The sequence below is a fragment of the Kitasatospora sp. NPDC088861 genome, assembly GCF_044750105.1.
GTDB lineage: Bacteria > Actinomycetota > Actinomycetes > Streptomycetales > Streptomycetaceae > Kitasatospora.
Window position 1 is genome coordinate 39,344 of record NZ_JBIVJF010000024.1, and the last position, 26,262, is coordinate 65,605.

Genomic DNA, 26,262 nt, shown 5'->3' on the forward strand with positions numbered 1-26,262 from the left:
GGGCCGGGCGGTCCGCCACCCGGCCCCTGCCCCTGCTACCTCTGCTCCCCATGACCGCCCGTCCCCGCAGTCGCGGCGAAGGCTGCGGGCCGGTCCAGGCCGGTCAAGCGCGAGAACGGGTAGACCACCCAGTCCGCCCGGCCGATCACCCTGCTCTCGGGCACGAAGCCGCCGCCGGGCTCGCCGAGGTGGTCGCGGGAGTCACGGGAGGCGCTGCGGTGGTCCCCCATCACCCAGAGCTTGCCGGTCGGCACCACCACGTCGAAGGCCACGCTCGACGGCTGGTCCCCCGGGGCCAGGTAGGAGGACTCGTCGATCGGCACCCCGTTGACGGTGATCGGCCCGCCCGGGCCGGTGCTGGTCACCCGGTCCCCGCCGACGCCGATCACCCGTTTGACGTAGACCGTGTTCCCGGCCGGGGCCAGCCCGAGGTCCCGGCCGAGCGAGCTGAGCCCGTCCCAGAAGCCGGTCGGCCCGCCCGACCCCGGCAGGAAGGAGCCCGTCCCGTCGAAGACCACGACGTCGCCCCGCTGGGGGTGGCCGCCGAAGGCATAAGCGAGCTGGTTCGCGATCAACCGGTCGCCCGGTCGCAGGGTCTCCTCCATCGAACCGGACGGCACCGAGAACGGGCGCGCGACGAAGGCGTTCACCAGCAGCAGGGCCAGCAGGCAGATCCCCACGAGCAGCAACAGGTCCCGCGAGCGCGAGTGGCCCGGCTCCTCATCCCCCGGTGCACGCTCACCTTCCGGCACGCCCCCACCTTCCGGTGCACGCTCGCCTTCCGGCGCGTTCTCACCCTCTGGTGCGTCCTCGTCCTCGGAAGCGGCCTCGCCCTCCGGCGCACCCCCGGCGTCCGCCCGCGGGTCCCCACCGGGGCCGGATCCCTCCCCACCGGGCCCCGGGACGGCCCCCGAAACGACCGCGGACCGCGACAGCGAGTCCGCACCGGTGGGTGCGGGACTGCCGTCGCGGTCCGCGGGTGGTTCGTGCGTGCTCATCGGGGGCTGAGCTTACCGTGCGGCGGCCCGGCCCCTCAGAGCGATCCGATCCCCCGGCGAGGCCGGGGGACGGTGGATCAGCGGTCGCGCTTCTCCTTGATCTTCGCGGCCTTGCCGCGGAGGTCACGCAGGTAGTACAGCTTGGCGCGGCGAACCGCACCGCGGGTCACGACCTCGATCTTCTCGACGACCGGGGTGTGCACCGGGAAGGTGCGCTCCACGCCGACGTTGAAGCTGACCTTGCGAACGGTGAAGGTCTCACCGACGCCGGCGCCGTGGCGGCGGATGACGACGCCCTGGAAGACCTGGACGCGGGAGCGGTTGCCCTCGATGACCCGGACGTGGACCTTCAGGGTGTCACCGGCGCGGAAGGCCGGAATGTCGCTACGCAGCGAGGCCGCGTCGACAGCAGCGAGCTTGTTGCTCATGTTGCTCTCCATCGCAGGCGCCACGGGCCGCCCACGGAAGTTCGTCACAATGGGGTTTGCTGCGGGCCGCATCGGCTGACGACGATCCCCCCGTGGCGAGGGCGCCGGTCCACGTGGCCCCTACGAAGGGGGCCCAGCAACAGACAGCAGCGGCCTATTCTTCCACACCGACGGCCACGGACCGAAATCGGCCGAGCTCCTCGTCCCAGGCCAGGCCGAGGATGCTGAGCGCCTCCCGGTCCTTCTTGTCGAAGGCGCCGTAGCGCCAGCGCTCGACCAGGTCGGTGCGGTTCGCCAGGGTCCGGGCGAAGGCCTGTTCCCGCCGCCAGCGGGCGATCCGACCGTGGTTTCCGCTGAGCAGCACATCCGGCACGGTCCGGCCGCGCCATTCGGCGGGCTTGGTGTAGACCGGGCCCTCCAGCAGGTCGGCCATCGCACCGGGCGCGAAGGAGTCGTCCCGGTGGGACTCGGCGTTGCCGAGCACCCCGGGCAGCAGCCGGGCGATCGCCTCGACCATCACCAGCACGGCGACCTCGCCACCGGCCAGCACATAGTCGCCGATCGAGGCCTCGACCACCGGCATCCGGGTGGCCGCCTCCTCGATGACCCGCCGGTCGATGCCCTCGTACCGGGCGGGGGTGAACGCCAGCCAGGGGCGGCTCGCCAGTTCCTGGGCGAGTTCCTGCGTGAACGGCCGCCCGCTGGGGGTGGGCACGACGAGCGTCGGCAGCTGACCCTCGGGCCCGCCGGCGACCACCGCGTCCAGCGCCTCGCCCCACGGCTCGGGCTTCATCACCATGCCGGGGCCGCCGCCGTACGGGCTGTCGTCCACGGTCCGGTGCACGTCGTGGGTCCACTCGCGCAGGTCGTGGACGTGCACGTCCAGCTGGCCGCGGGAGCGGGCCTTGCCGACCAGCGAGATGTTCAACGGTTCCAGGTACTCGGGGAAGATCGAGACGACGTCGATCCGCATCCCGTCCTGGACCTGCGCGACGCCCTCCTCCACCGTCACTCCGACCCCTCCGCGCCCTTGGCGCCGGCCGCACCCTCGGCGCCCTCGACACCCTCAGCGTCCTCGACACCCTCAGCATCCTCGGCGTCCTCGCCCTCGGCGGAGGCACCACGGGCGACCTCGGCCTGCTCGGGTTCGATCAGGCCGACCGGCGGGGTGATCACGGCACGCTGGTTCTCCAGGTCGATGGTCGGCACGATCTGGCGGACGAAGGGCACCAGCACCTCCGTCCCGTCGGCCTTCTCCACCGTAAGCAGGTCCTGGTACGGCAGGTGGACGACCTCGGTCAGCTCGCCGACGAGGGTGCCGTCGAGCAGCACCACGTCCAGGCCGATCAGCTGGTGGTCGTAGTACTCCTCCGGGTCCTCGGGGCTCTCCTCCGGGTCGACCTCGGAGATGAGCAGCGTGCCCCGCAGCGCCTCCGCCGCGTTGCGGTCCTTGACGCCGGCGAAGCGCAGCAGCAGCCGGCCGCTGTGCACCTTGCCGGACTCGATGGTCAGCGGGCCCACCGACGCGGGGTCGGTGAACAGGACGGCACCGGGGCCGAGCCGGAGCTCCGGCTCGTCGGTACGGACCTCGACGCTGACGTCCCCCCTGATGCCGTGGGCGCGGCCGATCTTGCCGACGACGAGCTGCACGGTGATCGTTCTCCTGGAGTTCCTGAAGCGGGACGGAATGCGGGAAGCGCGAGAAACGCGAAAGGCCGACCGGGACGACATGCGTCCCGGCCGGCCTCACAAGCCCTGACGGCTGAACGAGCAGCTGCGTCAGCGAATGTTGTCCACGTCGACCAGGTCGACCCGGACGTTGCGACCGCCGAGGGCGCCGACCACGGTGCGCAGTGCGCGCGCCGTGCGGCCACCCCGGCCGATCACCTTGCCGAGGTCATCGGGGTGCACTCGCACCTCGATGGTGTTGCCCCGACGCAGGTTGCGCGAGCGCACCTGCACCTCGTCGGGGTGCTCGACGATGCCCTTCACCAAGTGGTCGAGGGCGTCCTCGATCACGCTCAGGCCTCGGCGGCGGCGTCGGCCTCAGCCTCGACCTTGTCCGACTTCTTGGCCTTCGGGGTGATGGCAACACCGGTGGTGGCGTCCTCGAAGCCGGCGACGGCCTTCGCGAACAGGTGCGAGAAGTCCTCGACCTTGGGCTCGGCGACCAGCAGCGGCGCCGGGGCCGGGAGGCCCTTGAACTTCTGCCAGTCGCCGGTCAGCTTGAGGATGGCGAGCACCGGCTCGGTCGGCTGGGCGCCGACGGACAGCCAGTACTGGGCCCGGTCGGTGTCGACCTCGATCTTCGAGGGGTTGTAGGTCGGCTGGTAGATGCCGATCTCCTCGATCGCGCGGCCGTCACGCTTGGTGCGCGAGTCGGCGACGACGATGCGGTAGTGCGGGGAGCGAATCTTGCCGAGACGCTTGAGCTTGATCTTGACTGCCACGGGAGTGGATTCTCCTGGTGTTGACGTGGGTGAGCGGCCGCGCCGTCGCGTGGGGTTGCGCCGTGGGCCGTTCAAGGGACACGCCAGCCGTAGGAGAGAGGGGTCCTGCTCGGCTGCCGAGTACTCAGCTGTCCATTCTGCCATACCGGCGCGAACCGCCTTCGCTCGGCCATCCGCAGGAGGCATCCCGGCTGCATCCCAGCCGTACCCCGGCCGCGCACCCAGCCGTGCCCCAGCGGCGCGCCCGGCCGTCCGCGGGCCGCGCACGACCCTCCGGAGGCCGCCCCCCGACCGCCTCCGCAGGCCCGTCCACAAGGCGCGACCGGGAGCCCTCGCTCCCGGTCCGCCCACGAACTCACCGATGTACCGCTCGCTCCGGCCGGATCCGCTGCCCGCACAGCCGTCCGCCGGCCTTCCCCGTCTTCTGGTGTTCCGGTCTAACGATCTCCCGGTCCGGTGGACCGATCGGTCACGAGATCTTGAACGGCTGCTGGCACGCGCCGCAGACGATGGACGCCTGGGCGAGCACCGACGGCACGACCCGGACGTTCCGTCCGCAGCCGCACACCGCCTTGACCCGGACGCCGCCCCCGGAGGAGCCGTGCCGGGCGGCCGGGCCGCGGAAGGCCCGCGTCGTACCGTCGCCGGCCACCGCCTCCTGGTGCGCGCCGAGGGCGCGGTCCAGTCGCTCGATGGTCTCCGCGTAGCGCTCCTGGGTCTCCTTGAGCATGGTCACCTGGGAGAAGCCGCTGCTCGCGTGCGGTTCGACCGGGTGCGCCAGTCCGAGCTCGGAGGCGAGCAGCAGGAAGCGCCGGTTGTGGTAGCGGCCGGCTCGCGAGGTGTCCCGGATGTCCCGGGCCGCGGCCAGACCGTGGGCAGCCTCGTGGAGGAGCCGCTCGAAACCGAGCCGGGTGCCACAGGCCGAGGAGGATTCGCCGATCAGGGCCTCGGGCGAGGCCAGGTCGGGGAGGTCCTGGTGGTGGGCCTGGATGTCACTCCAGGCGGCGGCCAGTTCGGCCGCGAGGACGAGGGGCTGTGTCGTGCTCACGCTAGACCAACGATGGAGTGCGAGCCGATGTTCCGCATGTTCTCGTTCTTCGGGAATTCCCAGGAAACTCCCAGGAATGCATGGTCGCGCGCGAATTGCGCGTTCCGGATCTGACGCAAGACCAACCCCCTGCCGGTTTCGGCTCGCCGCAGCTCGGCGGGCCTCGTGAATTCCGTCCGGGGGCGGGCTGTCGCCCCCTGGACGTACGGCCCGTGGACCCGTCGAGTTGACAGGGCCACGGGCCGTACACCGTACCGCTATTGCGTTAATACCGGCAGTTGACCGGCCAGTAGGGATGTCCGCGGTCGGGGCGCCCCTCGGACAGTTACCGGATTCTTACTCATCCGCATTCCGGGCAAATGTCGCCGGCAACGGTCATTACCTGCTGGTAACAGGCATCAGTACGCGCGGGCGACGATCGCGATATTGCCGTCCTGGTCGTCCGCCAGCGGCACCGAGCCGTCGGCCGCGACAATGCAGCGCACCGAAACGCCCTGCTCGGCCAGCTTGGCCTCGCCCTCCGGGCCGAGGTCGGCCCAGGAGATCCGGCCCCAACCGGTCGCGGCGGCCTCGGCGGCCTCCTCGATGGTCTTGACGTCGACGGTACGGGCCTCGCGGCGCTCGCGGGACTGGCGCAGCAGCAGCGCCTGGTCCTCCTCCAGGATGCCCGGGACCAGCGCGGCCAGGGAGTCGATGGAGACGGGCTCCTTGCCGCCGGGGATCCGGCGGGCCAGCATCGCGGTGCCGTTCTCGAGGTCGCGCGGGCCGACCTCGATGCGCAGCGGCACGCCCTTGAGCTCCCAGTCCACCGCGCGGCGGCCGAACGGGGTGTCGGTGCGGTCGTCGACGACCACCCGGACACCGGCGGCCTCCAGCGTGGCGCCGATCTCGCGCACCTTGGCGATGACCGCGTCGTCGCCCTTGATGGCGAGCACGACGGCCTGGACGGCGGCCAGTCGCGGGGGCACCCGCAGGCCGTTGTCGTCGCCGTGGGACATGATCAGGCCGCCGACCATGCGGGTCGAGACGCCCCACGAGGTCTGCCAGACGTGCTCGCGCTCGCCGCCCTGGAGCTGGTAGGTCGTGTTGAACGCCTTGGCGAAGTTCTGGCCCAGCTCGTGGCTGGTGCCCATCTGCAGCGCCTTGCCGTCGCCCATCATGCCCTCCAGGGTGAGGGTGTTGATGGCGCCGGCGAACCGCTCCTTGGCCGTCTTGCGACCGAGCACGACGTCGATGCCGAGCACGTTCGTCATGAAGTCGCCGTAGACCTGGGTGTGGATCATCGACGCGTACGCGCGGGCGTCCTCGTAGGTGGCGTGGGCGGTGTGGCCCTCCTGCCAGAGGAACTCGGTGGTGCGCAGGAAGACGCGCGGGCGCAGCTCCCAACGGACCACGTTGGCCCACTGGTTGATCAGCAGGGGCAGGTCGCGGTGGCTCTGCACCCACTTCGAGAAGTACTCGTTGATGATCGTCTCGGAGGTGGGCCGGACGACGACCGGCTCGTCGAGCTGCTTGCCGCCGCCGTGGGTGACCACCGCGAGCTCGGGGGCGAAGCCTTCGACGTGCTCGGCCTCCCTGGTCAGGTAGGACTGCGGGATGAACATCGGGAAGTAGGCGTTCTGCGCGCCGGCCTTCTTGATCCGCGCGTCCATCTCCTGCTGCATCCGCTCCCACAGGCCGTAGCCGTACGGTCGGATGACCATGGTGCCGCGCACCGGACCGTTGTCGGCCAGCTCGGCCTTGTTGATGAGGTCCTGGTACCAGCGCGGGAAGTCTTCCGCCTGAGGGGTGAGAACGGGTGCCTTAGCCATGGCCCGAATGGTACGGGGCGCGGCCCCCTGACTTCGAATCGATAACACGCCCGCGGCCGCCGGACGGACGACCGCCGCACCCGCCGGACGGGCGACCGCGCACCCGCCGGCGGCAGGAGGCGGCACCCGCCGACCGCAGGGGGCGCACGACCGCGACACGCGCGCACCACCCTGCACCCCTCTGGACGCCGGGCCCGACCCGCTGTTCGCTGGAGTGGGGCGGGACTTTGGGGGAGCCGTAGCAGCACACCGAAGGACCGGATGGGAGGCCGCGATGGCTTCAGCTCGGACGACCGGCACGACCGTACGACCGACAGGCGCACGACCGCACCACCCGCAGCCCGGGGCGGCGCGGCCCGCGCGGGCGCGCGACTGGGCGGAGATCCAGGAGCGCATGCTCGTGCCGCTCTACGAGGCGGTCCACGACCGGCTGGAGGTCGGCCCGGCGACCAGCGTGCTGGGCCTGGGCTGCCGGTCCGGACTGGCGCTGCTGCTCGCCGCCGGGCGCGGTGCCCAGGTCACCGGCCAGGAGCCGCGGGACGAGCTGCGCGAGCTGGCCCATGACCGTCGGCTGCGGGTGTGCGCGGGGGCCCGGCCGACCGCTGCCGTCCCCCGCTCGGCCCATTCGCTGGTGACGGTGTTCGAGCAGTTGCCCGGTTGCGCCGAGCCGGGTGCGGTGGTCGTCGAGGCCGCCCGGCTGACCCTCCCGGGCGGGCACGTGGTGCTGGCCGCCTGGGGCCCTCCGGAGCGCTGCCAGAGCGCCCCGGTGCTGGACGTGGCGCGTCGGCGGGCGGGCCGGACCACCGCGCGCGACCCGTTCGAGCTGAGCACGCCCGGCACGCTGGAGGACCTGCTCGCCCCGGCCGGCCTGCGCCCGGCCGGCAGCGGGCGGGTGAGCTGCCCGTTCGCCTACGCGGACCTGGACAGCGCGGTGCGCGGTCTGCTCTCCACCGGTCTGTTCGAGGCGGCCGAGGAGTTCTCCGGCGCGTCGCTGGTCGCCAAGGAGCTGGAGGAGGCGCTGCAGCCGTACCTGCGCGCGGACGGCTCGGTCCGGATGGAGAACGTCTTCCGCTACCTGATCGCCGAACGGCCCCGGTAGCGGCTGGCGGCGGCCGACCCCGACGGCGTTGGGAACGGGGCCCACGGCGACGCCCGGAACGAGACCCCGACGGCACTGGGAACGAGACCCCCGGCGGCGATCGGAACGGCCCCGGGCGACAACAGATCCGGCAACGACGAAACCGGGGGCGCCCGCCAGCGCGGCGAGCGCCCCCGGCCCGCCGGTTCACGCCTGGTCGAGCGACTTCTGGTCGGAGCCGGAGCCCTTCCGCGGCACCCCGGCCGCCCGGTACGCCTGCTCCTCGTCCAGCGTCTCCCCCTCCAGCAGCGCCGCCGCCAGCGCGTCCAGCCGGGCCCGCTGCTCGGTCAGCAGCCGCACCGCGTCCTCGTAGCACTCGGCGACGATCCGCCGGGCCTCCTCGTCCACCGCGTCGAGGGTGGTCGGCGCGGCGGAGAGCCCGTAGGCGCCCTGCGGGTCGGCGGGCACCGCGGTCAGCCGCCCGACCCGCTCGCTCATCCCCCACCGGCCGGCCATCCCGCGGGCGATGTTGGTGACCTGCTCCAGGTCGCTCTCCGCCCCGGTGGTGATCACCCCGTAGACCACCTGCTCGGCCGCCATCCCGCCGAGCGCGCCGATGATCCGGCCGCGCAGGTAGGGCTCGGTGTACGAGTAGCGGTCGTTCTCCGGAGTGGACAGGGTCACGCCGAGCGCCCGGCCGCGCGGCACGATGGTGATCTTGCGGACGGGGTCGGCGCCGGGCTGCAGCATGCCCAGCAGCGCGTGCCCGCTCTCGTGGTAGGCCGTGCGCTCGCGCTCCTCCTGCGGCATCACCAGCGGCCGGACGGCGCCGAGCTGGACCTTCTCCAGGGCGTCCGAGAGGTCCCGCTCGTTCACCGCGTCCTGCTTGCGCTTGACGGCCAGCAGGGCGGCCTCGTTGACCAGGTTGGCGAGTTCGGCGCCGGTCATCCCGGGGGTGACCTTGGCCAGCCGGGTGAGGTCGGCGTCGCCGGCCAGCGGGACGGTCCGGGTGTGGATGCGCAGGATGGCGGCGCGGCCGTCCCGGTCGGGCGGGCTGACGGTGATCCGCCGGTCGAACCGGCCGGGGCGCAGCAGCGCCGGGTCGAGCACGTCCGCGCGGTTGGTCGCGGCGATCACGATGACGCCCTCGGAGCCGGTGAAGCCGTCCATCTCGGTGAGGATCTGGTTGAGCGTCTGCTCGCGCTCGTCGTGCCCGCCCATGCCGCCGCCCGCGCCGCGCTGGCGGCCGATGGTGTCGATCTCGTCGATGAAGATGATCGCCGGGGCGACCTTGCGGGCCTCGGCGAACAGTTCACGGACCCGGCTGGCGCCGACGCCGACGATCATCTCGATGAACTCGGAGGCGGAGGCGGAGAAGAACGGCACGTCCGCCTCGCCGGCGACGGCCCTGGCGAGCAGGGTCTTGCCCGTCCCGGGCGGGCCGCTCAGCAGCACGCCGCGCGGCATCTTGGCGCCGAGCCTGCGGTACTGCTGCGGGTTCTTCAGGAAGTCGACCACCTCGGTGAGTTCGGCCTCGACCTCGTCGATGCCGGCCACGTCGGCGAAGGTGGTGCGCTTGCCCTGGTCGGCGGTGACCGGCTTGGGCGGGGCCTTGCGGCCGAGCGCGCCGGCGCCCAGCCCGCTGGCCATCCGGCGGGCGAGCAGCACCCAGATCAGGATCAGCAGCACCATGGGGGCCAGCGAGATCAGCAGGTTGGCGAGGAAGCTGCGCTGCTGGACCACCGGGGAGGTGGCGGTGACCTCGACGCCCTGCTGCTGCAGCGTGGTCCACAGGTTGTCGTTGGCGAAGGACGGCCGCTGGGTGGCGAAGTCGGTGTAGTCGCCCTTGCCGCCGTCCGGTTTGGGCTGGGCGCTCTTGAGGGTGCCCTCGATCGCGTCGCCCTTGGAGTAGATCTTGGTGATGTTGCCCTTGTTCAGCTGGTTGTTGAACTCGGTGTAGGAGATCGTGGTGGCGCCGGCGTTGCCGAAGAAGGACAGCAGCAGGTCGGAGATCAGGAACACCACGAGCGCGGTGAGGGCGAGTCCCATCCAGCCGCCGGGCATCCGGCGGCGGGGCGGCGGCGGGGGCGGGGCGCCCTCGGACCGCCAGGGCTGGTCGGGGGTCTGGCGCGGCGGCACGGGTTCGGTCACCCATCGGACGATACGGACGCGGGCTCGGGCGAGCCACCCGAAACGCCGCGCCGAGCATGCCCCTGACCAGCCGCGACGGGGCCCCGCCCGTGGCTACGCCTCCGCGCCCGGCCACTCCTCGGCGGTCAGCGCGAACCGCTCGTGGTCCCGCCAGTCGCCCTGGAGGAACAGCATCCGGGGGGTGAAGCCCTCGTGCCGGAAGCCCAGCCGCTTGGCCATCGCGACCGACCGCTCGTTGTCCGGCTGCACGTTGATCTCCAGCCGGTGCAGGCCCAGCCCGCCGGCCGACTGCGGGGCGAAGCAGCGGTCCAGGACCAGCCGCAGCCCCTCCGTCATCCGCCCGGTGCCGGCGAACGGCAGGTACGCGTCGTAGCCCAGCGCGCCGTTGCAGAACCGGCCCATCACGATGTTGGCGACGTTCACCTTGCCGACCAGCCCGCCGGTGTCCCGGTCGACGATCAGGAAGGTGCGCAGGCCCGGCCCCTGGCGGTCCAGCAGTTCGGCCAGGCCGTCCGGCTCGACCGGGTTCCACCGCCCGATGTGGTCGGCGGACCGTCGGACCGCCTCGGCGTACACGTCCTTGTCCTCGGCCCGCGGGGCCCTGATCGTCACTCGCACACCACCATCATCGGGCATGCGAGCGGCCCGCCGCCCGGAAGGTCCCGGACGGCGGGCCGCTCGAACGACGGACCGGTCTACAGCAGGTCCTTGAACTCCTTGGGCAGCTCGAAGTCGGCCGGGCCCTTGCCCGCACCGAGGCCGAACGCGCCGCCGCCGGCCGGGTCCTGGTCGCCGCCCGGGCCGAGCGCGCGGCGCTGGGCGGCCGCGGCCTCCTCCTGCGCCCGCTTGAGCGGGTTGCCGCTCTTGCGCTTGCCCTTGGCCTGCGGGGCCTTCTTGCCGGACTTCTTGGCGCCGCCGCCCATGCCCGGGATCCCCGGCATGCCGGGCACGCCCTTGCCGGAGGCCATCGCGGACATCATCTTGCGGGCGTCGAAGAACCGCTCGACCAGGTTCTTCACCTCGCCGACCTGGACACCCGAGCCCTTGGCGATGCGGGCCCGGCGGGAGCCGTTGATCAGCTCCGGCTCGGCGCGCTCGGCCGGGGTCATCGACTTGATGATCGCGCCGACCCGGTTGACGTCCTTGTCGTCGATGTTGTTGATCTGGTCGCGGATCTGGCCCATCCCGGGCAGCATCCCCAGCAGCTTGGAGATCGAGCCCATCTTCTGGACCTGCTCCAGCTGCGACAGGAAGTCGTCCAGGGTGAACGCCTTCGGACCGCCGCGCAGCTTGGCGGCGATCTTCTCGGCCTCCTCCTGCGAGAAGGTCTGCTCGGCCTTCTCGATCAGCGAGAGGACGTCACCCATGCCGAGGATGCGCGAGGCCATCCGGTCGGGGTGGAAGGCGTCGAAGTCGTCGACCTTCTCGCCGTTGGAGGCGAACATGATCTGCTGGCCGGTGACGTGGGCGACCGACAGGGCGGCACCGCCGCGGGCGTCGCCGTCGAGCTTGGAGAGCACGACACCGGTGAAGTCGACGCCGTCGAGGAAGGCCTGCGCGGTGGTGACCGCGTCCTGGCCGATCATCGCGTCGACGACGAACAGGACCTCGTCCGGGTTGACCGCGGCGCGGATGTCCGCGGCCTGCTGCATCAGCTCGGCGTCGATGCCCAGGCGTCCGGCGGTGTCGACGACGACGACGTCGTACTGCTTCTGCTTGGCGTACTCGATCGAGTCCTTGGCCACCTGCACCGGGTCGCCGACGCCGTTGCCCGGCTGCGGGCCGTAGAAGGCCACGCCGGCGCGGTCGGCGACCACCTGGAGCTGGTTGACGGCGTTGGGCCGCTGGAGGTCGCAGGCGACCAGCAGCGGGGTGTGCTTCTGGCTCTTCAGCCAGTGGCCGAGCTTGCCCGCGAGGGTGGTCTTACCGGCACCCTGCAGACCGGCGAGCATGATCACCGTCGGGCCGTTCTTGGCGAACCGGACCCGGCGGGTCTCGCCACCGAGGATCGCGATGAGCTCCTCGTTGACGATCTTGATGATCTGCTGCGCGGGGTTGAGCGCGCCCGAGACCTCGGCGCCGGCCGCCCGCTCCTTGACCTGCTTGATGAAGGCCCGCACGACCGGCAGCGCGACGTCCGCCTCCAGCAGCGCGATGCGGATCTCGCGGGCGGTGGCGTCGATGTCCGCCTCGCTCAGGCGGCCCTTGCCCCGGAGGTTCTTGAACGTCGCTGCGAGGCGATCGGAAAGAGTGTCGAACACGTCGTCGCGGGTCCTCTGCGGCATCGGTATCGGTACGGTCGTCGCCCCCCAGGGTATCCGGCCGCCCCGGGTACGGTCTCCACCCGGGTTGCCACGACCTCGGAACGGACCTCGGCAGGCGCCGGCGGGCCCCGGCGGAACCCGGCGGAACCGCACCCCGGCGAGCCCCGAAGGCCCCCGGTACGGCTCAGCCCAGCGCCGCCCGAACCGCCGCCGCCACCTCCCCGGCCCGCCCGGCGGAGAGCGACCGCCCCTCCCCGTCGGTCAGGTAGAAGGAGTCGACGGCCTCCGCGCCCAGCGTCGAGACGTGCGCCGTCCGCACCCGCACGCCCGCCCCGTCCAGCGCCCGGCCGATCCGGTGCAGCAGCCCCGGCGCGTCGTGCGCGCGGACCTCCAGGACGGTCGCGGTCGCCGAGGCCACCGCAGGCGCCACCGCGACCACCGGCGGCGGGGTGGGGATGCCCCGGCGGCGCGGGGCGGCGGCGTCCCGCTCGGCCAGCCGGCGCGCGACGTCCAGCGAGCCGTCCAGCGCCCGGCGCAGGTCGGCCCGCAGCCGGGCGGCCTCCGGCAGCTCGCCGAACTCGGCGGCCACCCGCCAGGACAGCAGCAGCACCGGGCCGGCGCCGATCGGGTCCAGCTCGCGCAGACCGGCCGAGCGGACGGCCAGCCGGTGCAGCGCGAGCACCCCGGCGACGGTGCCGAGCAGTCCGGGCCGGTCCGGGACGGCCAGGGTCAGCTCGACGCCCATCGGCTCGGCGCCCGGCTCCGCCCCCTCGGACCGCGCCAGCAGCGACAGGGCGGGTCCGCCGGTCCGGGCGGCCTCCACCGCGAGCCGTTCCTGCGCGGCGGTCGGCGCGGTCTCCACGGGCGCGGCGTAGGCGCCGGCCAGCCGGGCGGCGACCCGGGCCGCCAGGCCGTCCACCAGCGAGGCCCGCCAGCCGCTCCACGCGGCCGGGCCGGTGGCCAGCGCGTCCGCCTCGGTGAGCACGTGCAGCAGCTCCAGCTGGGCCGCGGTGCCGACCACCTTGGTGATCGCCTCGACGGTGGCCGGGTCGTCCGGGTCCCGTCGGGTCGCGGTGTCGACCAGGGTCAGGTGGTGGCGGACCAGCACCGCCAGGGTCTCGGTGTCCTCGGGGCCGAAGCCCATCCGGGCGGCGACGTCCCGGACGATGACCTCGCCGGCCTCGCTGTGGTCGCCGGGCCAGCCCTTGCCGATGTCGTGCAGCAGCGCGGCGACCAGCAGGAGGTCCGGCCGGGCCACCCGGCGGGTCATCGCCGCGGCCCGCACCGCCGTCTCCACCAGGTGCCGGTCCACCGTCCAGCGGTGCACGGCGTTGCGCTGCGGACGGCAGCGCACCCGCTCCCAGTCCGGCAGCAGCCGGGTGACCAGTCCCTCCGCCTCCAGCGCCTCCCACACCGGGACGGCCGCCTCGCCCGCGCCCAGCAGGGTGACCAGTTGCTCGCGCGCCTCGTCCGGCCAGGGCACCGGCAGCGGGCGGCACTCGGCAGCCAGCCGGCGCACCGTCGCGTACGAGACGGTGAGCCCGTTCTGCGCGGCGGCGGCCGCGGCGCGCAGCGGCAGCACCGGGTCGGCGGCCGGGCGGGCACCCTGGGCGAGCACCGCCTCGCCGTCCTGCTCGACCACGCCCTCGGCGAGCGGCCGGCGCGCGACCGCGCCCCGGGCCACCGCGCCCGCGCCGCGCCCGGCGCCGGTGAACGGGAAGGCCAGCCGGGCGGCCCGGCGGCCCCGGCCGGACCGGGCGGCGAGCACCCGCTCCACCGCCCGCCAGGTGACGTCACTCGCGTAGGCGACGGTGCGGGCGGCCTCGTAGACCTGGCGCAGCAGGGTGTCGGCGTCCAGCACGCCGAGCCGTTCGGCGACCTGGTCCTGGTCCTGGAGGCCGAGCCGCTCGGTGGCCCGGCCGGTGGCCAGGTGCAGCGCGTCGCGGACGTCGGCGAGCCGCAGCGCGGCGGCGTCCAGGCCGTCCCGGGGGGCGTCGGCGAGCCAGGTGGCGGCGACGGCCTTGAGCGCGACGGCGTCGCGCAGGCCGCCGCGGGCCTCCTTGAGGTCGGGCTCCAGCAGGAACGACAGCTCGCCGTGCCGCTCGGCCCGCTCCCGCCCGAGGTCGCGCAGTTCCGGCAGGCGCGCGGGGGCGCTCGCGCGCCAGTCGGTGAGCACGGCGGAGCGCAGGGCGGCGGTGAGCTCCTGGTCCCCGGCAAGGTGGCGGGCGTCCAGCAGGCCGAGCTGGGCCTTGAGGTCTGCGGCGGCGACGGACCGGGCCTCGGCGACGGTGCGCACCGAGTGGTCGAGCGCGGCGCCCGCGTCCCAGACCGGGTACCAGATCCGCTCGGGCAGGTCGGGGTCGAGCCGGCCGTCGTGCAGCAGCAGGACGTCGAGGTCGCTGCGCGGGGACAGCTCGCCGCGCCCGTAGCCGCCGACCGCGACCAGCGCGACGCCGGGCGGGCCGCCGGCGGCCGCGAGCAGACCGGCCAGCCAGTCGTCGGTGAGCCGGGCGAGAGCCGCGCGGCGGGGCCGCCCGGCCGGGCCGGGGCCGGCGAGCAGCGCGGCCCGGGCGGCGCCGTAGTCGGGAGGGCTGGTCTCGGTGGTCATGGCGTTTTGGTCCCGTCCGTCGTGCGGTTGAGCGGGCGGCGCCGGACGGCCTGCGGGCGGCCGATGGGAGATCTGCGGACGGCCCGGGCGGCCTGGCGCCGATGCGCCGTCGGCGGACCCGCGACCCCTCGGGGACGGCGGGCCCGCCTGCGGCGCGTCCTACGGTTCAGGGCCCTCGACGAAGGGCCCTCGGCGAAGAGCCCTCAGAGGGCGTCCGGCCCGCGCTCTCCGGTCCGGACCCGGACGGCGGTGTCGACCGGGACGCTCCAGACCTTGCCGTCGCCGATCTTGCCGGTCCGGGCGGCCTTCACCAGGACCTCGATCAGCTCGTCGGCGTCCTCGTCCTCGACCAGCACCTCGATTCTGACCTTGGGGACCAGGTCCACGGTGTACTCGGCGCCCCGGTAGACCTCGGTGTGGCCGCGCTGGCGGCCGTAGCCGCTGGCCTCGGTGACGGTCAGCCCGTGCACCCCGAAGGCCTGTAGGGCGGCCTTCACCTCGTCCAGGCGGTACGGCTTGATCACGGCGGTGATGAGCTTCATCGGGCGTCGACCTCGGTCTTCTCGGTGGGCTCGGCGGTGGTCGTGTCGGCGGCCTTCCCGGCGGCCGTGGCGGCTGGCTCGACGGAGGGCTCGGCGGCGGCCTTCCCGGCGGCGGCCCTCTCCGCGGACCTCGCGGCCGCCGCGGCGCCGACCAGGCCCGGCAGGGCCCGCGCCAGGCCCGCGCCCACCGCGCTGAAATCGTAGGCGGACTCGGCGTGTTCGGCCTGGTCGATGCCGCCCACCTCGATCTCCTCGGCGACCCGGAAGCCGACCGTCCTGTCGATCGCCTTCGCCAGCAGCCAGGAGAGGACGAAGGAGTACGCGGCGACCACGGCCACGCCCATCGCCTGCTTGCCGAGCTGCGCCGGCCCGCCGCCGTAGAACAGGCCCTTGGCGGTCTGGCCGACCCCGCCGGTGGCGAACAGGCCGATCAGCAGCGAGCCGATCGCGCCGCCCACCGCGTGCACGCCGACCACGTCGAGCGAGTCGTCGAAGCCGAGGCGGTACTTGAGGCTGACCGCGGCGGCGCAGACCGCGCCGGCGATCAGGCCGATCGCCACCGCGCCCAGCGGGCTGACCGAGCCGCAGGCCGGGGTGATCGCGACCAGGCCGGACACCGCGCCGGAGGCGGCGCCCAGCGTGGTGAACGCGCCGTGCCTGAGCTTCTCGTAGACCAGCCAGCCGACCAGCGCCGCACCGGTGGCGACCTGGGTGTTGACCATCGCCATCGCGGCGACGCCGTTGGCGGCCAGCGCCGAGCCCGCGTTGAAGCCGAACCAGCCGAACCACAGCAGCCCGGAGCCGAGCATCACCAGCGGCAGGCTGTGCGGGCGCATCGGGTCCTTCTTGAAGCCGACCCGCTTGCCCAGCACCAGGCAGAGCGCGAGGCCGGCCACGCCCGCGTTGATGTGCACGGCCGTGCCGCCGGCGAAGTCGATCACGCCGTTGCGGTCGCCCAGCCAGCCGCCGTGGCCGCCGTCGAAGAAGAACACCCAGTGCGCGACCGGGAAGTAGACGACGGTCACCCAGAGTGCGATGAACAGGCCCCAGGCGCCGAACTTGGCCCGGTCCGCGATCGCGCCGCTGATCAGCGCCGGGGTGATGATCGCGAACATCAGCTGGAAGGTGGCGAACGCGGTGACCGGGATGGTCCCGGTGAGGTCGTTCAGGCCGATGCCGCGCATCCCGAGGAAGTCCAGGTTGCCGATGAGGCCGGCGAAGGAGTCGGGTCCGAAGCTGAGCGAGTACCCGTAGAGGACCCAGAGCACGCTGACTATGCCGAGCGAGAGGAAGCTCATCGCCAGCATGTTCAGGGTGCTCTTGGCCCTGACCATGCCCCCGTAGAAGAAGGCCAGGCCCGGGGTCATCACCATGACCAGGGCCGCACTGATGAGCACGAAGGCGGTGTCGCCCGCGCTGAAGCCGTCCGGCATCGGCGTCTCCTCTGCGTGGAAGCCGATCCAAACCCGGATTACCCGTCCCGTGCCACCCGGGGTGTCGGCGATGAAGAGGAGAGTGCCGAAGGCTGGTTTCGGCCAGTGCGGCCCGTTGTTTCGCGGCCGTGACGCGTACGACGCGCGGGTTACACCTTCGTGAACGACGGCCGTGCCACAGGGCCGAACGGGTTACCGTGCCGCCGAACGGGACGGCCGGTGGCACGACGGCCACCGACCGTGGCGGCGGCGGCCGTCACGGTCGGCGGGGTCCTCGGGCCGGATCCGCGGCCCACGGGCTCGGGGTGCTCAGACCACCGAGACGTACTCGGGGATGTCCTGGACGACGCGCTCCTTGAGCCGGCTCACCGCGTCCACGCCCTTGAACCGGGCGGCCGCGGCCTCGGTGGTCTTGCGGACCCGGGAGTTCAGCCGCTCCGAGCGCACCTTGGTGGCGATGTCCACCGCCTGCTCGGCCATCACCGCGGCCTGCTCGGCCTCCCGCTGCAACAGGTGGACGCTGGCCATGCCGATCAGGTTGAAGGCGTACGAGCGCACGTGGTCGCCGTCCTGGCGGAACAGGTCGACCGCGCGCTCCATCACCGGCGCGGACATCGAGGCGTACAGCTGGGCGTTGTCGGAGTGGTACGCGAGGTCGCGGAAGGAGTGCGCGTTCTCGGCGTTCAGCTCGGCCGGCGAGAAGAACTTCAGCCAGTCCGGCTCCTCCTCCCCCTCGCGGATGTCGGTGAAGGTGTCCTCGGCCAGCCGGACGGCCCGGGCGCAGCGGTTCACCTCGCCGATGGTGGCGTAGGCGCGCGCCTCCATCGCGTACAGCAGGGACTGCTGGCGCGCGCTGGCGGTGTCCCGGCTGCCGTACTGCGCCAGGTGGATCAGCTCCAGGGCGTCCTCGCCCCGGTTGAGGTGGATCATCTGGCGGCTCATGTCGGTGAGGATGAGTGCGCCGAACGGGCGGTCCCCGGCCTCCTTGGCGGCGTGCAGGGCCAGCACGTAGTACTTCTGCGCGCTCGGGTGCATCCCGACGTCGTACGACATCCACCCGGCCAGGTGGGCGAGCTCGGCGGTGAGCCGGAACAGCCGCCGGGTGGTGTTCTCGTTGTACGTCTCCTGGAGCAGGTCGGTGACCTCGTGGAGCTGGCCGACGACGGCCTTGCGGCGCAGCCCGCCGCCGTTCTGCGCGTCCCACTGCCGGAACATGACCGTGGTCTGCTCCAGCAGTTCGAGCTCGGGCTCGGACAGCCGGCCGGTGAACGGATCTCCGCCGTTGGCCGCGGCGAGGATCGGGGTGGGGGCGCCGGTCGGGCCGGGGGTGAGCCAGCGCTGCATCGGCTCGATCAGCGCGGCGCCGGCGGTCAGCGCGAGCGAGGTGCCGAGGAAGCCCCGGCGGTTGAGCATCAGGTCGCTGCGGGAGTAGTCGCTGATCAGCTGGACGGTCTGCGGCGCGCTCCACGGCAGGTCGACGCCGCCGCCCACGGTGGAGACCGGGATCGCGGCGCGCAGGCCGAGGTCCTCGATCGAGACCACCGAGCCGAAGCGCTCGGAGAAGAGCTCCGACATGATCTTGGGAATCGGCTCGCGGGGCTGTTCGCCGTCGAGCCATCGGCGCACCCGCGAGGTGTCGGTGGACACGTGGTGGGCACCGATCTGCCGGGCCCGTCGGTTGACCTGACGGGCCAACTCGCCCTTGGACCAGCCGCTGCGGGCGAACCAGGTGGTCAGCTTCTCGTTGGGTTGCTTCTCTGCCATGGGAACGTCCCCATCCCGCCCGGCCCCCTCGGGGCCCCGATCGTGACGCCCGACGGTTTCGGGCCCTTGCCAGACGTACCGTGCCTGAGGTGTCGCCGTACCACGCTCTCGCACTGGTGTGCCATCGTTACGGACGGACCGTCAGATTCCCAACTCCCGCGCCCTGGCGGACCGGAGTCGATTCCACGATGACGTCCGTGTGCTGAACGTAATGCCCCGCGCGGCGCCCACGGGAGCGGCCCTGGCGAAACGCCACCTTTCGCCACCCCCACGAGTGAACCGAAGCCACGGCCCACGCGCTTCACTAGGAAGTCCGACGGCCCGGCATATGCGGGCCGCCAAGGCCTCCGGCGAAACCCGGCAGCCCCGGCAACCCACCGCAGTCACAGGCGAGTTCGACGCCCACCCTGATCGGCGGCCGCCTCGCCCACCCCACGATCCGGCATCGGTGCCGCCAGCCACAAGGCGGCGCCCGAGGCGCACCACCACGACAGGCGCACACCGGGCGCTGCACGCCGCCACCGCACAACGCACCACGCAACGGACAATCAACACACAGTCACCATCCCGTAACCATCGGCGACGGGAACCTGTTGGGGGAGGCATGGACAACCTGTTCGGCGAACTTCGACTGGGACACCTGCGGTTGACGCCGCTGGGCGCGCGCCGCCGCACCAAGGTCACCGCGTCCCAAGCCGCCGCGGAGTACACCGGCCGCTGGGGCTGGACGGTCGCCACCGGCGCCCCGGCCGGCTCCGCCACCGCCCCGACCCGCTGTCCCTGCGGCTCCGACCGCTGCGCCGCGCCCGGCCTGCATCCCGTACCGGGCGGCGAGGACCGGTCCCGGGAAGCGGGCGCCGGGGGCTCGGTGCTGTTCCCCACCGGCCGCGCCTTCGACGTCCTGGACGTCCCCGAGCAGGCCGGACTACAGGCGCTGGTCCGGCTGGAGCGGATGGGCACCCAGGTCGGCCCGGTGCTCGCCCCGCCCACCGGCCGGCTGCAGTTCCTGGTCGCCGTCGGCGCCGCCCGCCGACTGCCCGACCTGCTCTACCGGATGGGCTGGGACGACGCCGCGCTCGACCTCACCTGCCACGGCGAGGGCAGCTACGTCGCCGCCCCGCCCACCGTGCTCGGCGCGCTCGGCCCGGTCCGCTGGCTGCGCCGCCCCACCCGCGACAACGCCGGCTGCCCGCCCGAGGCCCGGCTGCTGCTCGGCACCCTCGCCTACGCCTGCCACCGCGGCCGCGAGCGCACCGCCGAACCTGCCTGGCTCGCCTCGTAGGCCTCCGCGCGCCCCGCACGTCTCGGCGTGCGCCCCTCCAGCTCGGCGCGCTCCTCCGCCTCGGCACGCTCCTCCGGTCCCGGGCACCCCGCCGGCCCCCGGGCGGCAACGCGAAAGGGCCCGCCCCTCGCGGAGCGGACCCTTCGTGCGTACGGGGCCTCAGTCCCCGATCAGCGCGTCCACGAACGCGCCCGGCTCGAACGGCGCCAGGTCGTCCGCACCCTCGCCCAGGCCGACCAGCTTGACCGGCACGCCCAGGTCGCGCTGGACCGCGACCACGATGCCGCCCTTGGCGGTGCCGTCCAGCTTGGTCAGCACGATGCCGGTGATGTCGACCACCTCGGCGAACACCCGGGCCTGGATCAGGCCGTTCTGGCCGGTGGTGGCGTCCAGCACCAGCAGCACCTCGTCCACCGGGCCGTGCTTCTCGACGACCCGCTTGACCTTGCCCAGCTCGTCCATCAGGCCGGTCTTGGTGTGCAGCCGGCCGGCGGTGTCCACCAGCACGGTGTCGGCGCCCTCGGCGATGCCCTCCTTGACCGCGTCGAACGCGATCGAGGCCGGGTCACCGCCCTCCGGGCCGCGCACGGTGCGCGCACCGACCCGCTCGCCCCAGGTCTGCAGCTGGTCGGCGGCGGCGGCCCGGAAGGTGTCGGCGGCGCCGAGCACCACCTTGCGGCCGTCGGCGACCAGGACGCGGGCGAGCTTGCCGGTGGTGGTGGTCTTGCCGACGCCGTTGACGCCGACCACCAGGACCACGGCCGGCCCCTCCGCGTGCTTGGTGGAGCGGACGGTGCGGTCGGAGTCCTTGCCGATCAGCTCGACGAGCTCCTCGCGCAGCAGCGCGCGCAGTTCGTCGGGCGTGCGGGTGCCGAGCACCTTCACCCGGGTGCGCAGCCGCTCGACCAGCTCCTGGGTGGGGGCCACGCCGACGTCGGCGGTCAGCAGGGTCTCCTCGATCTCCTCCCAGGTGTCCTCGTCCAGGTGCTCGCGGGAGAGCAGCGAGAGCAGGCCCTTGCCGAGCGAGTTCTGCGAGCGGGAGAGCCGGGAGCGCAGCCGGACCAGTCGGCCCGCGGTGGGCTCGGGGACCTCGACGGCGGGTGCCGTCTCGGCCTCGGCGGCCTCGACCTCGACCTCGGTCGGGGCCGTCGCCGGGGCTCCGGTCGAGGCTTCGGTCGGAGCCTCGGTCTCGGGGAGCTGCACCTCCTCGACGGTGCGGCGGGGCTCCTCGGTCGGCGGCGCGGCCTCCTCGCCGACCTGGGGCTCCTGCGGGGTGGTCGGCGGCGCCGTGATGACCGGCGACTGCGACTTCGGGGGCAGTTGCTGGCGTCGTCTGCCGGAAACGACGAGGCCGGCGATCGCGCCGATGGCGACCACGGCGATGACTACGGCAAGGATCACGTATTCCACATAAATCTCCTTCTCGGGATCCCACGACAGAGTGATCCTTCGGTCACCGACGCACGGAGCGTCGCCGCCTCCCTTACGCTGACCGCTGTGCCGTGCGGCACCGGTCAGGGCTTGGCCGTCATGAGGTCGTCAAACGGCTGAACGAGAAGCCCCCTCGCGAGCGAGGGGGAGGAGTCACAACCGCTCCAGTATCCGTGATCGGAGCGTCCGGGAGCATCTGCCCGGGCCAGGCCGGTGGATCAGTCTGTCGACCCGGAGACAACAGCCTCGTCGCGCCGCCGAGGAGGCATCGGGCGCGCCCTTCGCTCCCGGCGCCCCTCGCGCAGCCGCTGGCTGATCACCTGCGAGATGCCGTCGCCCTTCATGGTCACGCCGTAGAGGGCGTCCGCGGACTCCATGGTCAGCTTCTGGTGGGTGATCACGATCAGCTGGGAGCTCTCCCGCAGCTCCTCCATGATCCCGACCAGCCGGCGCAGGTTGGTCTCGTCGAGCGCCGCCTCCACCTCGTCCATCACGTAGAACGGACTGGGCCTGGCCTTGAAGATCGCCACCAGCAGTGCCACCGCGGTCAGCGAGCGCTCGCCGCCGGACAGCAGCGACAGCCGCTTGACCTTCTTGCCCGGCGGGCGGGCCTCCACCTCGACGCCGGTGGTGAGCATGTGGTCGGGGTCGGTCAGCACCAGCCGCCCCTCGCCGCCGGGGAACAGCCGGGCGAAGACGCCCTCGAACTGGGCGGCGGTGTCGTGGTACGCCGAGGCGAACAGCTGCTCGACCCGCTCGTCCACCTCCCGGACGATGTCCAGCAGGTCGCGCCGGCTGCGCTTGAGGTCGTCCAGTTGCTCCCCGAGGAACTGGTGGCGCTCCTCCAGCGCCGCGAACTCCTCCAGCGCCAGCGGGTTGACCTTGCCCAGTTGCTGGTACGCCTTCTCGGCCGCCCTGAGCCGCTTCTCCTGCTCGGCCCGGTCGTACGGGCGCGGCTCGCCCGGCTCCCGTCCTTCTTCCGGGGTCGACGGCGGGACGGGCTGGTCCGGCCCGTAGGTGGCGAGCAGTTCGCCGCCGTCGATGCCGAACTCCTCCAGCGCCCGGGCCTCCAGCTGCTCGATCCGCAGCCGCTTCTCGGCCCGCAGCACCTCGTCCCGGTGGCCGGCGTCGACCAGTTTGTCCAGTTCCTCCTTGAGACCGCGGCCGTGCTCGCGGTGCGCCCGCAGTTCGGTCTCGCGCTCGGCGCGCGCCTGCTCGACCGCCGCCCGCCCGGCGTCCGCGCGGGACAGCGACACCTCCAGGCAGGCCAGCAGCTGTCGGGCGCCCGCCGCGACGGCGTTCGCCACCCCGGCGTCGTGCTCGGCGCGTCGGCGGCGCTCGGCGGCCCGGGCACGCGCCTCGCGCTCGGCGCGGGCGGCCCGGTCCAGCTGGTCCGCCCGGCCGGCGAGCGCGCGGACCCGCTCCTCGTGGGTGCGCACCGCGAGCCTGGCCTCCAGCTCGGCCTGCCGGGAGCCGGTGGCGGCCTCGGCCAGCCGCTGCTGCTCGGCGGTGTCCGGCTCGTCCTCTCCGGAGTCCTGCGAGTCCTCGGCCGCGGCCAGGCGTTCGGCCAACTCCTCCGCGGTGGCGAGGAGTTCCGCCAGGCCCTGGTCGGCCCGCGCGGCGGCGGCGGACAGCCGATCGGCCTCGCCGGCGGCGGCCCTGGCCTGCCCGCCGAGGCGGCCGAGCGTGCCCGCCACCTGGGCGCGCTCCTTCTCCTGCCGCCGCCGCTGCTCGGCGAGTTGCTCCACGGCGGCGTCCGACTCCCGCCGCTGCTCGGCGAGTTCGGCCAGGCGTGCGGCCGACTCGGTGCAACGGAGGGCGAGTTCGGCGATCGCCCGGGCGGTCTCCTCGACCGCCGCCCGGATCTCCAGCAGGCTCGGCACACCGTCGGAGCCGCCCTGCGCGAAGTCGGCGCCGAGCCGGTCCCCGGCGGCGGTGACGGCGGTCAGCCCGGGGTGGTCGGCGACCAGCCGCAGCGCCTCGTCGAGGGTGCCGACGACCGCCACCCGGGCCAGCAGGCCCCGCACGGCACCGACCAACCCGGCCGGCCCGTCGACGAGTTCGGCGGCCCAGCGGGCTCCTTCCGGCAACTCTCCGACGCCGGCGAGCGGTTCACCGGCACCCCCGATCGGCAGCGCGGCCCGGCCGGCACCCTCGATCAGCAGCGCGGCCCGGCCGGCGTCCTCGGCACGCAGCAGCCGCAGCGCCTCGGCGGCGGTGCCGGGCGAGTCGACGGCGATCGCGTCGGCGGCCGCGCCGAGCGCCGCCGCCACCGGCACCTCGTACCCGGGGGCGATCCGCAGCAGCGCGGCCGCGGGGCCCCGCAGTCCGCTCAGCCGCTCCCCCGCGTCGAGCAGGGCGCCGGTGCCGTCCTTGCGGCGCAGTCCGAGGGAGAGCGCCTCGTGCCGCGCGGTGAGCCCGGCCCGTTCGCGCTCGGCGGCGCCGGCCGACTCCCGGGCGGCGGCGAGGTCGCGTTCGACGGCGGCGAGCCGCTCCCGGGCCTCCTGGTGGGCGGCCTCGGCCCGCTCGTCGTCCCCGGCGGGGCCGCCGACCTGCCGCTGGAGCTCCTCGTACTCGGCCTGCGCGGCCTCGGCCCGCAGCAGTGCCTCGCCGCCGGCCTCGGTCAGCCGGCCGATCTCGGCTTCGGCGGAGGCCGCCTTGGAGCGGGCGGCGGCGGCCTGCCCCTGCAACCGGGCCAGGCCCTCCCGGCGGTCCGCGATGGCCCGGGCGGCGTCCCGCAGCCGACGTTCCTCGGTGGCCAGCCCGCGCTCCAGTCCACTCCTGCGTTCGACCGCCTCGGCCAGCGCGTACTGCGCCTCCTCCAGCGCCTCGGCCAGCGCGGCCTCGTCCTCGCGGACCCGCGCGGCCTCCCGCTCCAGTTCCTCGGGATCGCGGCCGCGCCGCTCCTCGGCCTGCCCGCCCGCGGCGGCGTGCCGGGCGCGGGCCTCGGCCAGCCCGATGGTGCCGCGGGTGCGCTCGGCGAGCGCGGAGAGCCGGTACCAGGTCTGCCGGGCGGCCTCCAGGCTCGGGCCGAGCTGCTGGACCTGCGCCTCCAGCACGGCCTCGCGCTGGACGACACCGGCCAGCTCCTGCTCGACGGTGGTGCGGCGCAGCCGCAGTGCCAGCTCGTCGGCGATCTCGGCCTCGACGGCCTGCCGGAGGGCCAGCAGGTCGTCGGCGAGCAGCCGCAGCCGGGCGTCGCGCAGGTCGGCCTGGATGCCGGCGGCGCGGCGGGCGATCCTGGCCTGCCGGCCGAGCGGTCCCAGCTGGCGGCGCAGTTCGGCCACCAGGTCCTGGACGCGGTTGAGATTGACCTGCATCGCGTCCAGTTTCCGCAACGCCTTCTCCTTGCGCTTGCGGTGCTTGAGGACGCCGGCCGCCTCCTCGATGAAGGCGCGGCGGCCCATCGGGTCGGCGTGCAGGACGGAATCCAGCTGGCCCTGGCCGACGATGACGTGCATCTCGCGGCCGATGCCGGAGTCGGAGAGGAGCTCCTGGATGTCCAGCAGGCGGCAGGTCTCGCCGTTGAGCGCGTACTCGCTGCCGCCGTTGCGGAACATGGTCCGAGTGATGGTCACCTCGGAGTAGTCGATCGGCAGGGCGCCGTCGGCGTTGTCGATGGTGAGGCTGACCTCGGCCCGGCCGAGCGGGGCGCGCCCGCTGGTCCCGGCGAAGATGACGTCCTCCATCTTGCCGCCGCGCAGCGACTTGGCGCCCTGCTCCCCCATCACCCAGGACAGCGCGTCGACGACGTTCGACTTGCCGGAGCCGTTCGGGCCGACCACGCAGGTGATGCCGGGCTCGAAGCGCAGGGTGGTGCTGGAGGCGAAGGACTTGAACCCGCGCAGCGTCAGACTCTTCAGGTGCACGCGGCCGGTCTCCTCGTCGCTCGCCAGGGCCCAGGGCCTGTCGTCAACGGCGACTGTATCCCCGGCGGGCCGCGAGCCCCGGGCCCGGACACGACGAAGGGACGCCACAACCGGGCGTCCCTTGCAAGCTGCGTCCCTTTCGGAGCGGCTCAGTGCACAGCGGCGTCGATCTGCGAGGACCGGGCGGGACTCAGGTGAGAGCCGGCTCCCGCTGATCCAGATCGATGCTGTTGAGCAGCGAGTGCCCGTCAGCGACAGCGGCGAGCGCGTCGTTCTCGGCCTGCATCCGAAGGAGCTCGGATTCAAGGTCCTGGACGCGCTGCTGAAGCCGTCGCATCTCGGAGAGCATTCGCGGGTCGGGGCCGCCGACGTACCCGAGAAGCGCCTTTGCCATGATGAATGGTCCTCCACGCTGAGTGACCGAACCGGAACGGTACAGGTCTAGGGGGAAGGGGGACGCACGCGCGGCGCGTCACCGGTAGTGCTGGCTGGGCACTTACGGCACAACCATCGTGAGCTGGGCTCACGAGGGCAGGCGCCTGCCGGGAAAACGCGGTCGTGTGCGCGGGTTTCCAGCGTCTCACCAAAGACGGAAAGGGTCAACACGATCACCGCACGCTACCGCGACCCTGTCACCTGCCTGGCGGTGTCGTCACGCCTGGGGGCCTCGGGCCGGGTCCACCAGCTGCTCGTGGATCATCGTTCGATGCGGAGTCAACCACGAGTCTGCCCGAATGGCAACCGCATGACACCGGCAGTTGCGGATCAGTTCCGGCCCGCGCGGGTGTGGCCGGGCTCAGCGGATCTCGAAGCCCTCGTAGCCGGGGCCCACGGCCGTCCAGATCTCGGTGACGCCGCTGACCTCGCCCGGGGTGTCCGGGCCGCGCAGCAGGTCCAGCAGCAGTTCGCAGTCGGCGGCCAGGCCCTCGGCGACCACCTGCACCCGGCCGTCCCCGAGGTTGCTCGCGTAGCCGGTCAGGCCGGTCTCCAGCGCCCGTGCCCTGGTCCACCAGCGGAACCCGACCTGCTGGACCTTCCCCCGGACCCAGGCGGTCACCCGGACCGGTTCCTCACTGTGGGCGTCGCGACCGTGCATGCCCCGAGC

At 73.4% G+C, this 26,262-nt stretch carries 21 protein-coding genes; 2 read left to right on the forward strand and 19 right to left on the reverse strand.

Annotated elements, in window-relative coordinates; all coding sequences use genetic code 11:
* Positions 1 to 35: 35 nt before the first annotated feature.
* The 8 genes from lepB to proS all read right to left on the reverse strand — a co-directional run bounded on the left by lepB (position 36) and on the right by proS (position 6,735).
* Complete coding sequence (lepB, locus tag ACIP37_RS29550; protein WP_363585739.1) at positions 36 to 752, reverse strand: signal peptidase I; 717 nt, start codon at positions 750 to 752, stop codon at positions 36 to 38.
* A 323-nt stretch (positions 753 to 1,075) separates the two neighbouring features.
* Positions 1,076 to 1,426 carry a 50S ribosomal protein L19 gene (gene rplS, locus ACIP37_RS29555; RefSeq protein ID WP_063347674.1) on the reverse strand — a complete coding sequence of 117 codons (351 nt, stop codon included), beginning with the start codon at positions 1,424 to 1,426 and terminating at the stop codon, positions 1,076 to 1,078.
* Between the two features lie 154 nt (positions 1,427 to 1,580).
* A complete protein-coding gene (trmD, locus tag ACIP37_RS29560) occupies positions 1,581 to 2,399 on the reverse strand; it encodes a tRNA (guanosine(37)-N1)-methyltransferase TrmD (protein WP_063351119.1) in 819 nt (272 codons plus the stop codon).
* Between the two features lie 35 nt (positions 2,400 to 2,434).
* Positions 2,435 to 3,076, reverse strand: coding sequence for a ribosome maturation factor RimM (rimM, locus tag ACIP37_RS29565; protein ID WP_363631482.1), 642 nt, complete (start codon positions 3,074 to 3,076; stop codon positions 2,435 to 2,437).
* Positions 3,077 to 3,205: 129 nt separating this feature from the next.
* Positions 3,206 to 3,445, reverse strand: a complete 240-nt coding sequence (locus ACIP37_RS29570) for an RNA-binding protein (RefSeq protein WP_030056773.1) — start codon at positions 3,443 to 3,445, stop codon at positions 3,206 to 3,208.
* Between the two features lie 2 nt (positions 3,446 to 3,447).
* Positions 3,448 to 3,876 carry a 30S ribosomal protein S16 gene (gene rpsP, locus ACIP37_RS29575; RefSeq protein ID WP_063347676.1) on the reverse strand — a complete coding sequence of 143 codons (429 nt, stop codon included), beginning with the start codon at positions 3,874 to 3,876 and terminating at the stop codon, positions 3,448 to 3,450.
* A 469-nt stretch (positions 3,877 to 4,345) separates the two neighbouring features.
* Complete coding sequence (locus tag ACIP37_RS29580; RefSeq protein WP_063347677.1) at positions 4,346 to 4,924, reverse strand: hypothetical protein; 579 nt, start codon at positions 4,922 to 4,924, stop codon at positions 4,346 to 4,348.
* A 398-nt stretch (positions 4,925 to 5,322) separates the two neighbouring features.
* Complete coding sequence (gene proS, locus ACIP37_RS29585; RefSeq protein WP_363585737.1) at positions 5,323 to 6,735, reverse strand: proline--tRNA ligase; 1,413 nt, start codon at positions 6,733 to 6,735, stop codon at positions 5,323 to 5,325.
* A 274-nt stretch (positions 6,736 to 7,009) separates the two neighbouring features.
* Here proS and ACIP37_RS29590 point away from each other — a divergent pair, with 274 nt between their 5' ends.
* A complete protein-coding gene (locus tag ACIP37_RS29590; protein ID WP_400806205.1) occupies positions 7,010 to 7,834 on the forward strand; it encodes a class I SAM-dependent methyltransferase in 825 nt (274 codons plus the stop codon).
* 186 nt (positions 7,835 to 8,020) lie between these two features.
* Here the strand turns inward: ACIP37_RS29590 and ftsH are convergent, their stop codons facing one another.
* The 7 genes from ftsH to ACIP37_RS29625 form a co-directional block, all read right to left on the reverse strand.
* Positions 8,021 to 9,964, reverse strand: a complete 1,944-nt coding sequence (gene ftsH, locus ACIP37_RS29595) for an ATP-dependent zinc metalloprotease FtsH (protein WP_400844764.1) — start codon at positions 9,962 to 9,964, stop codon at positions 8,021 to 8,023.
* Positions 9,965 to 10,057: 93 nt separating this feature from the next.
* Entirely contained in the window at positions 10,058 to 10,600 is a 543-nt protein-coding gene (locus ACIP37_RS29600; protein WP_363375916.1) for a GNAT family protein, read from the reverse strand.
* Positions 10,601 to 10,659: 59 nt separating this feature from the next.
* Positions 10,660 to 12,225: a signal recognition particle protein gene (gene ffh / locus ACIP37_RS29605; protein WP_400806480.1), complete on the reverse strand. Its 1,566-nt coding sequence runs from the start codon at positions 12,223 to 12,225 to the stop codon at positions 10,660 to 10,662.
* Positions 12,226 to 12,412: 187 nt separating this feature from the next.
* Complete coding sequence (locus tag ACIP37_RS29610; protein WP_400806211.1) at positions 12,413 to 14,836, reverse strand: [protein-PII] uridylyltransferase; 2,424 nt, start codon at positions 14,834 to 14,836, stop codon at positions 12,413 to 12,415.
* Positions 14,837 to 15,039: 203 nt separating this feature from the next.
* Positions 15,040 to 15,378, reverse strand: a complete 339-nt coding sequence (locus ACIP37_RS29615; RefSeq protein WP_063347683.1) for a P-II family nitrogen regulator — start codon at positions 15,376 to 15,378, stop codon at positions 15,040 to 15,042.
* A complete protein-coding gene (locus ACIP37_RS29620; protein ID WP_400806215.1) occupies positions 15,375 to 16,811 on the reverse strand; it encodes an ammonium transporter in 1,437 nt (478 codons plus the stop codon). Before ACIP37_RS29620 ends, ACIP37_RS29615 begins: the two co-directional genes overlap by 4 nt.
* A gap of 309 nt (positions 16,812 to 17,120) precedes the next feature.
* Entirely contained in the window at positions 17,121 to 18,575 is a 1,455-nt protein-coding gene (locus tag ACIP37_RS29625; protein ID WP_350882914.1) for a hypothetical protein, read from the reverse strand.
* Positions 18,576 to 19,179: 604 nt separating this feature from the next.
* Between ACIP37_RS29625 and ACIP37_RS29630 the strand changes: the two genes are divergently transcribed.
* Positions 19,180 to 19,857, forward strand: a complete 678-nt coding sequence (locus tag ACIP37_RS29630) for a bifunctional DNA primase/polymerase (RefSeq protein WP_400806218.1) — start codon at positions 19,180 to 19,182, stop codon at positions 19,855 to 19,857.
* A gap of 159 nt (positions 19,858 to 20,016) precedes the next feature.
* On the opposite strand, the gene ftsY is transcribed toward ACIP37_RS29630, so the two are convergent.
* The 4 genes from ftsY to ACIP37_RS29650 all read right to left on the reverse strand — a co-directional run bounded on the left by ftsY (position 20,017) and on the right by ACIP37_RS29650 (position 26,253).
* Positions 20,017 to 21,267: a signal recognition particle-docking protein FtsY gene (gene ftsY / locus ACIP37_RS29635; RefSeq protein ID WP_363585731.1), complete on the reverse strand. Its 1,251-nt coding sequence runs from the start codon at positions 21,265 to 21,267 to the stop codon at positions 20,017 to 20,019.
* Positions 21,268 to 21,506: 239 nt separating this feature from the next.
* The gene (gene smc, locus ACIP37_RS29640; RefSeq protein ID WP_363585730.1) at positions 21,507 to 25,157 is read right to left on the reverse strand and encodes a chromosome segregation protein SMC; all 3,651 of its coding nucleotides are present in this window, start codon (positions 25,155 to 25,157) and stop codon (positions 21,507 to 21,509) included.
* A gap of 190 nt (positions 25,158 to 25,347) precedes the next feature.
* On the reverse strand, positions 25,348 to 25,551 hold the full coding sequence (locus ACIP37_RS29645) for a hypothetical protein (RefSeq protein ID WP_063347689.1): 204 nt from the start codon (positions 25,549 to 25,551) through the stop codon (positions 25,348 to 25,350).
* A gap of 402 nt (positions 25,552 to 25,953) precedes the next feature.
* A complete protein-coding gene (locus tag ACIP37_RS29650; RefSeq protein ID WP_350882923.1) occupies positions 25,954 to 26,253 on the reverse strand; it encodes an acylphosphatase in 300 nt (99 codons plus the stop codon).
* Positions 26,254 to 26,262 lie beyond the last annotated feature (9 nt).

Coding starts and splice junctions, on each gene's coding strand:
- rplS (WP_063347674.1), bottom strand. CDS start 1,426: ATGAGCAACAAGCTCGCTGCTGTCGACGCGGCCTCGCTGCGTAGCGAC.
- trmD (WP_063351119.1), bottom strand. CDS start 2,399: ATGCGGATCGACGTCGTCTCGATCTTCCCCGAGTACCTGGAACCGTTG.
- proS (WP_363585737.1), bottom strand. CDS start 6,735: ATGGCTAAGGCACCCGTTCTCACCCCTCAGGCGGAAGACTTCCCGCGC.
- ACIP37_RS29590 (WP_400806205.1), top strand. CDS start 7,010: ATGGCTTCAGCTCGGACGACCGGCACGACCGTACGACCGACAGGCGCA.
- ACIP37_RS29600 (WP_363375916.1), bottom strand. CDS start 10,600: ATGCCCGATGATGGTGGTGTGCGAGTGACGATCAGGGCCCCGCGGGCC.
- ACIP37_RS29610 (WP_400806211.1), bottom strand. CDS start 14,836: ATGACCACCGAGACCAGCCCTCCCGACTACGGCGCCGCCCGGGCCGCG.
- ACIP37_RS29615 (WP_063347683.1), bottom strand. CDS start 15,378: ATGAAGCTCATCACCGCCGTGATCAAGCCGTACCGCCTGGACGAGGTG.
- ACIP37_RS29620 (WP_400806215.1), bottom strand. CDS start 16,811: ATGCCGGACGGCTTCAGCGCGGGCGACACCGCCTTCGTGCTCATCAGT.
- ACIP37_RS29625 (WP_350882914.1), bottom strand. CDS start 18,575: ATGGCAGAGAAGCAACCCAACGAGAAGCTGACCACCTGGTTCGCCCGC.
- ACIP37_RS29630 (WP_400806218.1), top strand. CDS start 19,180: ATGGACAACCTGTTCGGCGAACTTCGACTGGGACACCTGCGGTTGACG.
- ACIP37_RS29645 (WP_063347689.1), bottom strand. CDS start 25,551: ATGGCAAAGGCGCTTCTCGGGTACGTCGGCGGCCCCGACCCGCGAATG.
- ACIP37_RS29650 (WP_350882923.1), bottom strand. CDS start 26,253: ATGCACGGTCGCGACGCCCACAGTGAGGAACCGGTCCGGGTGACCGCC.